Raw genomic sequence first — 12,725 nt, forward strand, 5'->3', positions numbered from 1 at the left:
ATATTTAAATCCCTCTTCCTTTCCCCCTATTTCAAGAGGAGTTTTTGACTAAATCTTAATACGATTTGTATCACTCAGGCTGGCAATTACCACATTTCCTTAATAGTTTCAATTAATACAGTAGCTGCTAATTAAAATAACTCTATGATCTCTATACGCATAAACTAATTTTCATTTTGACTATGTAACACTAAATTCACAAGATTATTATCCTCTGTTTGGTGAAGCCATCATTTCAATACCAGCAAACCCATACCTTCAACTAATAACTTAAACAAATGTGCTATATCAAGGTTCTTTTGATATAGCATCTTATGTTTTATATAATGAAGATAGCGCTAATATTCCGAAGGAGGATGTATATGAGTATTCAATTGGCCACATCTAACGATTTAGAATGGATTAATAATCAATATGATTCAATAGGATTTGTACGAAGTGATTTAAAAAGTGATAAAGTTGCAATTATTACATACAACAACGAGTATGCAGGTGTGGGTCGATTAGTCCAAATAGATGAAGATACTATAGAAATGGGCGGGATTTTTATTCTTCCTAAATTTAGAGGTCTACAATTAGCTAAGAAGCTCGTGTCATTCTTAATACAAACTGCGAAAACATTAGAAATACAAAACGTATATTGTCTTCCTTTTGAAGAACTCGAGAGTTTTTATAAAACATACGGCTTTACTGATGTTGATACAACGAAAGAAATCGTCCATCCAATTATTCTAAAAAAATATAATTGGTGTTTAGAAAATTATGATAAACATGTATTACTATTTAAATTGTGAGTCCTGTAAAAAAAGAAGTGAATACACTTTATATTACACATCAGTTTATAACAAGTAATTATCAATGTTTTTTATTAAATACTTAAATCAAACCACATATAATCCAAATTTTATGTCTGTTTTTAATAAGTGTTAGTAAGTTTGTTATCAAACATGTTAGCACTTATTTTTTCATAGACCTAAATAGATTCATATAATAAAGTAACTATCCCCGTTAGCAAAAATTAGTATTCATAAATATTACACTGAATTTATTGAGGAAAAACCATTTGTAGCATTTAGAGAATATATTCATTTTTATTTCATTCGTACTTGTACTTCCTGTTCTTGTATTACTTGAACGACTAATTCCAGTACAATATTTTGCATTAATTGATACACATTATTATGAAATGTACTTTGTTCTGATATGTATTCAATACATTGATAAATATAGCCTTCTACAAATAAGCTCCCTTTTTCAACTGTAAATGTATTTTGTCCATTTTTTATTACTTTTGGCACTAAGAATTCAGTTTTTGTCAAAACAATCTCCTGTTCCACCTCTTTTATTCCTATGACTTTTTCTTTAAATACAACTTTTTCTCGTAAAATAATTTCACCTTTATATTTTCCTATTTCTATTGGTAGCTTGGCTGTTATAACATTATTTATTTCTCCTTCATTTTCACCCTCTAATACTATGCTATGTATTGGGGTCCATGAAGATGTCTCTACCTTTTTCTCTTCAATATTCCCTATAACTTTTTTATTATATAATTCCATAAGCACTCTCTTTTCATGAAGATTAAAAGAAACTATTTCACAATAAGCCTCCGAATGATACTGTTGTACTGTAGTTAATAACTTAGAATCTAATTCACGCCTACCTACATCTTTTTCATTTTGAAAAACAAACGCTTCTTGATTTTTTATGTTTATTTTTGGAAATATTTTAAAACTTGACACTTCAGAAATAATAGAAAATGGTGTTTTCACTACCATTGAACGCACTGAAGATTCTAATTGTGATTCAGATGTTGCATTTTCTTTCTTTACTTCAGATACTTCTTCTTCTTTCTTTACTTCAGATACTTCCTCCTCTTTCTTTACTTCAGATACTTCCTCCTCTTTCTTTACTTCAGATACTTCCTCCTCTTTCTTTACTTCAGATACTTCTTCTTCTTTCTTTACTTCAGATACTTCCTCTTCTTTCTTTACTATTCTTTCTCGTGAATTATCTTGTTTATTCAGATCTTTATACTTGTGAATTTCATCCCATAGCACCTTACCAATCCATGGCTTATTCATCACCATCCCCCCATCTAATAAAATTCAGGAAAATATGTTATTTTACACGTATTCATTTTCATCATTATATATGTTTTATAATAATAAAAAAGACATTGTCTTTTTATTAAAGACAATGCTTTTTTAGTCTTATACTTGTACTTGTTGTACTTGTAAAACTTTTAAAGTAAGATCTAGTACAATTTTTTCACGAAGAGTTCCAAATGGCTCGTTTAATTCTGTTGGACAAGGTGAAAAGTCTAATTCGAAAAATTGTGCGCTTACTAATTCACAATATGGTTGTTCATTATAAAAAACTGTATTTTCGAAGAAGTATTTGTCTAAACGTGGTAAATCACCATTTTTAGGATTAATAAAGTGAGATGTAGTATCTGAGGAAGAAGCTACTACAGCTTGTGATAGAAAATCAGCTGCTGTTAAATCTGCAAAACCAGAAAATGGAACATTTGCAATACGATCATATAGCACTCCATTACACTCATCATTTGCATATTCAATATTTTTACGAATATATCCTTGTACAAATAATTTTGCTCTTGTAACTCGGCGGTAATTTGTACCTGGTACTGGAGTAAATGCTACAGGAACTAACTTACATTGTGTTAAAAATACATTTTTTAACACACGTTTAATCTCAGTTGCTGGAGGATCTAATGAAATATCAGATTCTACAACAATTTGAATTGTTCTTTCTGCTAATACAACTGGTATTTTTACAATCGGTGTTCCTGGAGTAAGAATTGGTGTTGCAGCTGCATCACTTAATGGCGTTTGAGTTTGTCCATCTACCTGACATGGTACATTAATTGGGCATTGTTCGCTCATATTTTATAATCTCCTTTATAAAAAAATTAGAGTTTTTTAACTCTCTTTACTGTATATGTATTTTTTCTATTAATGCGTGGGTTTGTATCATAGTCACTTTTATCATTTGCAAATAAAGATTGTATTCTATCTTTAATAGTCAAATACACACAGTTTAATATAATTAGTTTTTATGAATATTTACCTATTAAAAAAATTCTTAACTATTATCGCGGAAAAACACCATAATATGTTGATTAAGTTCAATAGTAAAAAGGATATCCATATTTTCGAAGAAACTTTCAAAAATCTATTCTTAAATTTATTAAGACAAATAAAATTAATTTTGTTAATTTCTTCATTCCATAATATCTATGCAACAGCAAATTAATATTGGATGCACCTTATTGTTAAAAAATAAAAACCGACTTTTTCAAGTCGATTTTTATACCCAATTTGTAATTAAAAAAAAGAGTAATTAACACGAATTTTATAGGATTTTCTAGACTTTTTCTGTTGTACAATTGTACAAATTCATTCATTTACCTATTATCCACAAAATAAGCATCATACGCCTTATCAAAAACATATCCTAGCTTTTCTGCTAGTTTAGCAGACGTAGTATTCGCTGCATCCCAATTTGGATATATTCTTTTTTCTAGACAGTCCAAGATTAGCGCTGCACTAACTATAGTCGCCAACCCTTTTCTTCTATGATTGTGATCAGTCGCCACTTCAATTTCAATGCCATTATCATAAATACTATACGATGATGCACCACATACAACTTCATCTTTATATAAAACGCTATAACCTATACCTCGGTTTATATAATCTTCCACCGTTTGAAATTGACTTGTAAAATCTTCAGAGACCTTATGTAATGTGGGAATATTTACGATATGTTCATCTATTTTTCGTAACTCGTATCCTTTTGGAAGCGCTGATATAAAAGATTGTAATTTTGAATGATTAAAAACTTCCGCATTCCGTTTGAACTTATAGCGTAAAAACTTATCTATTTTTCTTTCGTAACATGTTTCTAAACGCTTTTTCCACTCTTCACTATTTACGATTACTAACATTCTATCAGGAATGTTACGTACTAATTCTTCAGTTTCTTTCGCATTCGAATCACCAGCGTAAAATGTAAAGATCCCTACCGTAACTTGCGCTACTGTTGGATTTTCAAGATTATTTACCCAAGCAGTACCCATATGTCCTTGTAAATAAGAAAGTAAAACAACGTTATTGAAATCCTCGAACATAGTAACTAATTTTTCTCTCGTATGTATACTCGCTTCATATATCATGTACATTCCCGCTTTCTTTGGAATCAGTTTAACTCTACTTTTCATATATAAACAAAAGTTTATTAAACTATATATAATCGTAAAATATTCGTAAATATAAAATTATTATAACATCTAATGAATAGTAAGCGACTGTCCTGTATAAAGGTTAACAGTAAATATACTTAATAATAATTTGCAATCTACATGTAACCGATTATCATCTTTTATTATGTAATACCCCTCAATACTCGTTTGAGGGTTCATTTAAATACGTATGTTATAACTCATTCTTATAAATATATGATTCTGTTCCTCCAATCTTATATACTTTAGTCAATTTAACAACTGACTTGTACGTATTATTGTCATTCGTCACCATCTTTTTCATCTCTTCTATTTCAGCATTACCAGTTCCACTCTCGATTTTCAAACAATTCGAAATATTGAGGTACCCACTCGATGCGAAAAGAATAATAAACGTAAGATCAGGGAAATTAATGAACAGTATTCCAAACTTTAAAGGATTCGTAGCCGTATCAGATAAAACTAATTGAAAGTTTAATAGTTCTGGCACTTGAACAAAATCTTTAGAAACAATCGCTTCACCTATTATAGTAATTTGCTTTACGACATTCCCCATCTCATCTATAAATTCAGTACAACTAGGTGCATCAATTGTTTTTGCTTGTAGTGATAAATTCAATTCTGGATTGTAAAAGTCAAAAAAGAGTGTACTACCCTCTGTTAAACATTGCGGACAAACATTTCCAAGTAAACTAAAATCCTCTTCAATAAATTTAACTTTCGTTTTACAACTACAAACTTTTCCTATTCGAATTGCATCAATCCTAGAGCAATCTACAAAAATAACCTCATTGTCCTCTTGTACGAAGGATACGATACCATTCCTCTTATTAAATGAAAGAAAATAAGATACAACAATTTCGTTTCCGGCGATTACAATACTCTCAACTTTTGTAAAAGGCTCTAGACTTCGCAAAAATTCACAAATACTATTTTGGCAGCATTGATAATTTCGTTTCGGCTCACAACCCACTTACACTCCATCCCTTTCCTATATGTTTTATCTAATACATATAATATGAACGGAGCATAAAAAAGCTTGGACAATATAACTTTAACTCAGGAATATAGGTACTTACTTATCACATTAATAATGAAATTACGCCAATAATGAGTAATAACACATAAATTTCCCTATAAATACATATAACAATTTCATCTTTCATGAAAAAAACGTTATAATAAGGTGTAGCCTCTACGATTACGTTATAAAGGAGAATAAAACAATGGCTAAAATTAAAGTATACCAAGCAAAAGAAGAAAATATGGATGCAGTAAAGAACATCATTGATGTTGAGGAACAAAACCCAACTGCTGAAAACTTACAAAATCTATATGCATGTGTATTAGAAACAGAAGATATGGCATTGCCTGAATCATACATTGAAGAAGATATCTTAATTGATTCTATGGAAGTTATGGTTAACGCTTCTCAAAACAAACTAAGAGACTTAGGTGCATACGATGTAATCGAAGTTCAAAACAAAGGTAAGAAGACACAAATTTTATTATTAGCAGACGAAGAATACGAAATTATCGAAGGCTAATCTAAATCCGTACATACGAAAAAGCTCCTTTCCAATTGGAAAGGAGCTTTTTCATTACGCTTTTGATGTTTCACTCTTTTTATTCGTATGTTTTTTCTTAATTACCATACGCTCATTTCCCATAAAGAAAATAAATATGAATGCTAGACCTGCTGGTACCAATGCCCACATAAATGTTTGAACGATGGAGCTAGAAAGAGCATCAATAATTTTATCTAATATTTGCGGCGGGATTTGAGATCTTGCCGATTCTGATAGAATAGCTCTTGAATCTCCTAAAGCGTTTGTATTCATTCCTCCGCTCATACCTTTAAAAGCTTCTTCTAATTGATCTTGGAAACCTGTTCTTTGAATCATTCCGAAGATTGTAATACCAAGTGTCATTCCTAGTGAACGAATGAAATTACTCGTTGAAGTTGCAGAACCACGCTGCTCCATACCGAAGTTGTGAATAGCTGCCATACTTAGTACAGAGAATGAGAAACCTACTCCAAATCCAATAATAATCATATAAACCGTTAATAATATACGACTTGTTTCTGGCGTTAATGTGCTTAATAAGAATAGTCCAATTAGCATAATAACAGCAGAAATAATCATAATGTTTCGGTAGCTAAGCTTCGTCGTTAAAAATCCACCTAATTGAGCTGTTACGACTGATCCTAACATCATCGGTAAAAGTAATAATCCTGAGTTTGTTGCGCTACCACCGTATACACCTTGAATGAATAACGGTATGTATACAGTTGCTGACATGAACGCAGCACCGTAACATAATGCAATAATGGTACTCATTCCGAATAAACGTTGTTTAAACATTTCAAATGAAATGATCGGTTCTTCTACTTTACGTTCAATAAAAATAAATGCAATAATTAAAATAGCGAATCCGCCAAATAAACTTAAAATAAAGTTAGAATCCCAATCATACTTTTGTCCACCTAGTTCTAAAGCAAACATTAGCGAAACTACTGCACCAACTAAAGTAATTGCGCCAAACCAATCAATTTTTTGCTTTCTATGAACTCGTGATTCTTTATAAAAGAATGTAATAAAAATAAGTGCTAAAACGCCAAGCGGTAAGTTAATGTAAAATACCCAGTGCCAGCTTATGTAATCTGTAATATACGCACCAAGCAACGGACCAAAAATACTTGATAAACCAAATACTGCTCCGAATAATCCACCCATTTTCCCGCGCTTTTCAGGAGGGAAAATATCAAAAACGATTGTAAACGCGATCGGCACTAATGCCCCGCCGCCAATACCTTGAATGGCACGATAAATACCTAACTGTGTAATATTTTCAGCAGTACCACAAAGTGCCGAACCAATCATAAAGACGATTAAACCGAAAATAAAGAATCTCTTTCTACCATACATATCTGATAGTTTTCCGAATATCGGCATACCTGCCATTTCTGCGACCATATAGGCAGAAACGACCCATACAAAATTTTCAAGGCCTCCTAAGTCACCAACAATCGTTCCCATCGCTGTTACGACAATGGTATTGTCCATTGATGCCATTAAAATACTTAGCAATAAGCCCGCCACAACAAAGCCGAGCTTATTATTCTTCTCAACCATAACCTTGCTCTCCCTCGTACTACTTATATTTGTTTATGTTCTTTTACGACTGCATTACCTTTTTGGTTAAAACTAGTATAATATTCTACAACACTAATTTCACATCCTGGACCAATGGTAACGTTGTTTCCTCTTACAACTTCAGCAATCGTATGCTCTAAATAAATTTCATCTCCTTCAATGATAGACGTTTGGAGGCTTCCAGCATGACTTGTAAATGGAATAAATCTCGCTTTTTTATGAACGGTAATCTTCTTACCACCAATCTCTCTTACTTTACTTCCTTCATAACGAAGTGAAATATCAATATTTTCAGCATTAAGTAATCCATCACTTTCAAGGCCACCAGTTAGTGATAGTTCTTCAACTTCAATATCTCCTTTCACATTTAAAGCGCCTTTCACATCTACGAAATCACCAGTAAACTTCCCTTTAACTTCTATCATACCTCTTACTTTCGTTTTTTCAATATGGGCATCACTATTCATTTGTGTATTTCCGTATACTTTTACATATTCAGCAGTTACATTTCCTTGTACTTCACTATCTCCATACACGACATAATTTTTCACTTTCATATTACCGCGCACTTCACTCGTTCCGTACGTTTTAAATTCATTACAGCTCATATCATTAGAAATCGTTCCTTCACCGCGAATCTTCACTTTGTTATAATCCCCGCCTGCTGAACTACCAGAACCATTGACAGTAAGACTATGTTGATGTTCCATATTATTTTCTCCCTCCCATTAAACCTGCTTCATTTCTTTTACATTTGCGTTTTTATCAACAGTAAGAACACCAGTATATTCAATCAATTCAATCTCACAGTTCGCTCCTACTGTAACATTGTTTCCTCTTACCGTTTTTATGTGAGCATAATCAATATCGATATTGTCACCTTCTAATAGTTCAGCCTCTAATTGCATACCAAATACCGATTTAAACAGTCTACTAAAAGTACTTAGTCTATGTTTTACTTTAATCGTTTGACCACCAATTTCTTTCGCTCGACATGTACCGTGAATATTAATATTTATTTCATCGGCGCTTAATAATCCACCAATTGTAAATTGTCCTTCTGAAGAAAAAGTATCCACTTCACAATTACCATCAATCGTTGCTTGACCGTTGATTTTAAATTCTTCACCAGTTACATTTCCACCTATCGTACCTTTTCCTGCAATTTTTAAACTGTTCGCCTTCACATCTTGCGTAATTGTTGCTTTTCCATCAATTCTCATCGTTTCCGCAATAACTGTACCATCGACTTTACCCGATCCACTAATTCTTGCATTGCTACTTTTCAAATTTCCAGTAACAGCACCGTAACCGTTACATTCAAATTGATCACATTCAACATTTCCATTAACAGTACCTTTTCCATTTAATTGCACTTTAAGAAACTCGCCGCCATTCGATGAACCGTAACCATTTATAATCAAATTATCTGTACGCATACTTTCTCCTCCACTACAACAGTTTCGTTTTTAATGCTTCGGTATATTTCATAATCGCTTCGCGTAAAACTATTTTGGTACCTTTTTCAAAAATTAAATCGTCCACGTTTGAAACTAAGAAACATGTAGAAATCCCTAACTTTCGGACGATGATTAAGTCACAAGTTTTATGCTTAATCGCCTCATAATTTTCACGTAAAACTTGCAAGACCATTTTTCCTTCTTCTAAACTAATCTCTCCCGATTGTAGTAATTCTTCTAACATATACACATAAAGAATATTTACAAATTGAAACTCTGTTGTTTTATTCGTTTGTTCTATGAAGAATTGTAAAACTGGCTCTGATGCAATTCCTTTACGTAAGACGTCTTCTTTTGTTAAAAGAATTTCTCTTACACTCGGTGAAAACATATTTGCTAGTTCATCAAGTGATAAATCTTCTTTCATCGTTTGGATTTTATCAATACGCTCTAATATCTTTTCTTTCGGAAAAAATGTCTCTTGACCCGTGAATGTTGATTTTCGTACAAACCAATCTTCCGGTATTAAATTTTTTCTTTTCCACCTATATAACTGTCCGTATGAAATACCAGTTAGTTCTAATAAATCTTTTTTTGAAATTAAATCTGTACTCAACTGTATAACACTCCTTCCTGATAACAACGTAACATAACACTGTTACGTTGTAAATAGACTTTTATCATAAGTAGCGTAACAATGTGTAAAACAACCCTCTTTCACACAAAAAAATAAGGTTCTCACGCATCCTATAAAATGCGTAAAAACCCTTATATATCAGCATGTAAACCATATTTCATAAAAATCAATCCACCCTTGTGAATTAATCATTATATTTTGTACTTTTTCGTGAGAAGTTACTTGTTGTTTGTTACGATATAAAGGAATAATATGAATGTGACGCAACAAAGTGTCCTCAATATTGCGTAACAATGTAACTCTATTCTCTAAATGTTCTTCTTTAAAATAAGGGGAGAACTTTTTATGAAAGTCCATGCTGCTTTGCCCATGAATAAAACTATTTTTTGTAAGAAACATATATAGCAGACTATCTTCTATTCGTTCGCTAATTGTTGCACTATCATGCATCATATCAGCCTTTTGTATCGTACTGATTTCCAATAACTCTTCAACTTCAAGAAAATTATTTTCTACACGAATCCCGTACTTCGCACACTCTTTCTGTATCCATTGTGCATCTTCTACGTGATCTTGTCCTGTAAATGTGTAGAGTTGTAGCACTTCATGATGATACATACTCCTTTTCACTAAGCATTCTATCTCTTCCTTAATCTCTACTTTTCTTTCATTTGCCAATATTAGTTTCTTTGCCACTTCTCCACGTTCTCCGCCGAGTTCTTGAACAATTCTATCGCCATGAATGATTTTATGTAGTGCCTTTCGAAACAGCTCATCTTGCATTGGTCCTTCTTTTACAAGATTGCACGTTACATATGTCACGTTCGATTCAAGCCGAGACAACTCTTTATTAGGCTTTTCTTTATCTTTATATTGCGCCTTTACTAACACGTCATACGTATTTACATTTTTCTTTACATTCATTAGTTCAATTCGGTCAAGAAAAGGTCTTTCACGATAATATAAATCATGCACTTCTAATACAAATAATTGTGCATTTTTCTCACGTAATATAAAAGGTCCTGTACCAATAAAGTTTCCTGCTTCATCTTCATGTACGATAGAACACTGTTCTGCACTTAGCATATGTAAAAACATCCTATTTTCCGTATGTAATTGAATTTCAACAACAAATTCATCCACTGCACGGACATTTTTAACATGTTGCAACATCCATGCGTGTGGGTTGTTTTCCGCTTTCATAAATCGATTTAATGAATGTATAACATCATGTGCGGTAAGTCGTTTTCTATTATGAAGATGAACGCCTTTTCTTAAATAAAATGTCCAAACCTTTTCAGCGTCATTATATTGCCAGTGAAAAGCAAGTCTTGGCTCTATACAATTTGTTTCCTCATTCACATATACGAGTGTATCAAAAATATGTTTAACCATATGACATTCTGAGCGCATCGTAGCGTATACCGGATCTAAAGCGATGTCTAGATTCATTTGTACTTGCAACCGAAGTACATCTTTTCTTCCTTCAGGTGTCCTTTCTATTTTATGACCAAATATTGAATCTACCCAAGCTTCATATTCTTTCTTTACTGATGGAAATTGTGAGCTGTAGCGTTCCACAAATGAGATTCCACTTTTCACATCCCCTTTTTTCGTTAGTTCTTTTCCTCTGTCTAAAATCAATGTCATCGGTTGCTTTTGAAATATTAATTTAGAACGATTCCCTCTTCCGCGCCCTGGAAACCAAGCGATCCAATTTAACTCTTCTAATTTTTTTATTATTAATTTACTATTACGCTCCGTACAAAATAATGTTTCTGCTATCATTTGTACGGTTACTTCTAATTGTTCTCCTTCTTGTCTCCCTTTACCATAGGTACACCATAGTGCAATATACTGATCTAAAATAAACATCATAATCCCCCTAAAAGGTGAAAAATAACCCCTTTTGTTTCTACCCTTTTTCCACTTCTCCTTTCATCTTATCATTTCAATATAGAAAGGAGGAATTAATATTGAACAATCTCTTACTACGTTATAATAAACCAATTATTATAAGACTGTGCGGCGAATTATTAACCCGAACAACCGAATCCATGTTAGCTCTTATTATGATTATTTACGTTAATAAAATGTTAAACGGTAATATAATAATAACTATGCTCATCTTTGGACTACAACCACTATCAGACATTGTATTTACACTTATTGCTGGGGGAATTACTGATAAATATGGGCGAAAGAAAATTATGTTACTCGGCTTATTGCTACAAGGCGTTGCAATCGGTAGCTTCATCTTTGCTCAATCTGTTTTTATATTTGCTTTGCTTTACGTCATAAATGGGGTTGGCCGTTCCCTATATATTCCCGCTCAACGTGCACAAATTGCTGATTTATCAACACAAAAACAACAAGCAGAAATTTTTGCTCTTTTGCATACGATGGCTGCAATTGGTTCCGTAATCGGTCCAATAATTGGTGCTATCTTTTATCGTACTCACCCTGAATATTTATTTATAATGCAAAGCATTACACTTATGGTATATGCAGTAGTTGTATGGACGCAGCTTCCAGAAACCGCTCCAGTATTTATAAAGCCAAAGCAAAAAGTTGAAGTATCATCTTCAAAACAATTTGTAAGCAAGCATTACGCCGTTTTAGGACTTATGATTACTACACTCCCTATTAGCTTTTTTTATGCTCAAACTGAGACAAATTATCGCATTTTCGCTAAAGATATATTTCCAGATTTCGTATTCATGCTCGCTTTTATTTCAACATGCAAGGCTATAATGGAAATCTTCCTGCAAGTTTTCCTTGTGAAATGGTCTGAACGATTTTCTATGGCGAAAATTATTCTTATTTCTTATACCTGCTATACAATAGCTGCAATTGGCTACGGGATTTCAGCAACAATCACGTCACTATTCTTCACTTTACTTTTTTTAGTCATTGGGGAAAGTATTGCCTTAAACCATTTACTTCGATTCGTTTCAGAAATCGCTCCTACAGATAAGCATGGATTGTATTTTTCAATTTACGGGTTACATTGGGATATATCTCGTACGTGCGGTCCTGTACTTGGTGCGGTTTTATTAAGTAAACTAAACGGTAGCATGCTATTTTATATTTGCGCTTGTTTCTTAATAATGGGAGGGATTATTCAAGCACTGTTTATTCATAATGTAGAACGTAATAAAATAAATAAAGACGTTTCGGAGCATACCCCTCATATTTTATAG

General features: G+C 32.6%; 12 protein-coding genes. 3 read left to right on the plus strand and 9 right to left on the minus strand.

All coding sequences use genetic code 11. The annotated features are described in order from the left end of the window. Positions 1-362: 362 nt before the first annotated feature. Positions 363-794 carry a GNAT family N-acetyltransferase gene (locus NHG49_RS14770; RefSeq protein WP_076538304.1) on the plus strand — a complete coding sequence of 144 codons (432 nt, stop codon included), beginning with the start codon at positions 363-365 and terminating at the stop codon, positions 792-794. A gap of 297 nt (positions 795-1,091) precedes the next feature. On the opposite strand, the gene NHG49_RS14775 is transcribed toward NHG49_RS14770, so the two are convergent. From NHG49_RS14775 to NHG49_RS14790, 4 genes are all read right to left on the minus strand, one after another. Beyond that, a complete protein-coding gene (locus NHG49_RS14775; RefSeq protein WP_472926284.1) occupies positions 1,092-2,090 on the minus strand; it encodes a BC_2427 family protein in 999 nt (332 codons plus the stop codon). Between the two features lie 123 nt (positions 2,091-2,213). After that, positions 2,214-2,909, minus strand: a complete 696-nt coding sequence (locus tag NHG49_RS14780; RefSeq protein ID WP_002013348.1) for a CsxC family protein — start codon at positions 2,907-2,909, stop codon at positions 2,214-2,216. Between the two features lie 521 nt (positions 2,910-3,430). Beyond that, entirely contained in the window at positions 3,431-4,201 is a 771-nt protein-coding gene (locus tag NHG49_RS14785) for a GNAT family N-acetyltransferase (RefSeq protein WP_000638757.1), read from the minus strand. Positions 4,202-4,460: 259 nt separating this feature from the next. Continuing rightward, positions 4,461-5,240 (minus strand): BC_2878 family exosporium-associated protein, encoded by a 780-nt coding sequence (locus NHG49_RS14790; protein ID WP_064475551.1) that lies wholly within the window; start codon positions 5,238-5,240, stop codon positions 4,461-4,463. Positions 5,241-5,493: 253 nt separating this feature from the next. On the opposite strand from NHG49_RS14790, the gene NHG49_RS14795 reads away from it, so the two are divergent. After that, entirely contained in the window at positions 5,494-5,814 is a 321-nt protein-coding gene (locus tag NHG49_RS14795; protein WP_001062728.1) for a hypothetical protein, read from the plus strand. Between the two features lie 54 nt (positions 5,815-5,868). On the opposite strand, the gene NHG49_RS14800 is transcribed toward NHG49_RS14795, so the two are convergent. The 5 genes from NHG49_RS14800 to NHG49_RS14820 all read right to left on the minus strand — a co-directional run bounded on the left by NHG49_RS14800 (position 5,869) and on the right by NHG49_RS14820 (position 11,397). Continuing rightward, positions 5,869-7,404: an MDR family MFS transporter gene (locus NHG49_RS14800; protein WP_258126180.1), complete on the minus strand. Its 1,536-nt coding sequence runs from the start codon at positions 7,402-7,404 to the stop codon at positions 5,869-5,871. Between the two features lie 23 nt (positions 7,405-7,427). Continuing rightward, a complete protein-coding gene (locus NHG49_RS14805; RefSeq protein ID WP_098103611.1) occupies positions 7,428-8,135 on the minus strand; it encodes a cytoplasmic protein in 708 nt (235 codons plus the stop codon). A gap of 18 nt (positions 8,136-8,153) precedes the next feature. Continuing rightward, entirely contained in the window at positions 8,154-8,864 is a 711-nt protein-coding gene (locus tag NHG49_RS14810) for a bactofilin family protein (protein ID WP_098103612.1), read from the minus strand. 13 nt (positions 8,865-8,877) lie between these two features. Next, the gene (locus tag NHG49_RS14815; protein WP_149173538.1) at positions 8,878-9,501 is read right to left on the minus strand and encodes a YhbD family protein; all 624 of its coding nucleotides are present in this window, start codon (positions 9,499-9,501) and stop codon (positions 8,878-8,880) included. A gap of 159 nt (positions 9,502-9,660) precedes the next feature. Continuing rightward, a complete protein-coding gene (locus NHG49_RS14820; protein ID WP_258126183.1) occupies positions 9,661-11,397 on the minus strand; it encodes an ABC transporter substrate-binding protein in 1,737 nt (578 codons plus the stop codon). A 101-nt stretch (positions 11,398-11,498) separates the two neighbouring features. Between NHG49_RS14820 and NHG49_RS14825 the strand changes: the two genes are divergently transcribed. Beyond that, positions 11,499-12,725 (plus strand): MDR family MFS transporter, encoded by a 1,227-nt coding sequence (locus NHG49_RS14825; RefSeq protein WP_258126185.1) that lies wholly within the window; start codon positions 11,499-11,501, stop codon positions 12,723-12,725.

The organism is Bacillus sp. IBL03825, assembly GCF_024712505.1.
Taxonomy (GTDB): Bacteria; Bacillota; Bacilli; order Bacillales; family Bacillaceae_G; genus Bacillus_A; species Bacillus_A wiedmannii.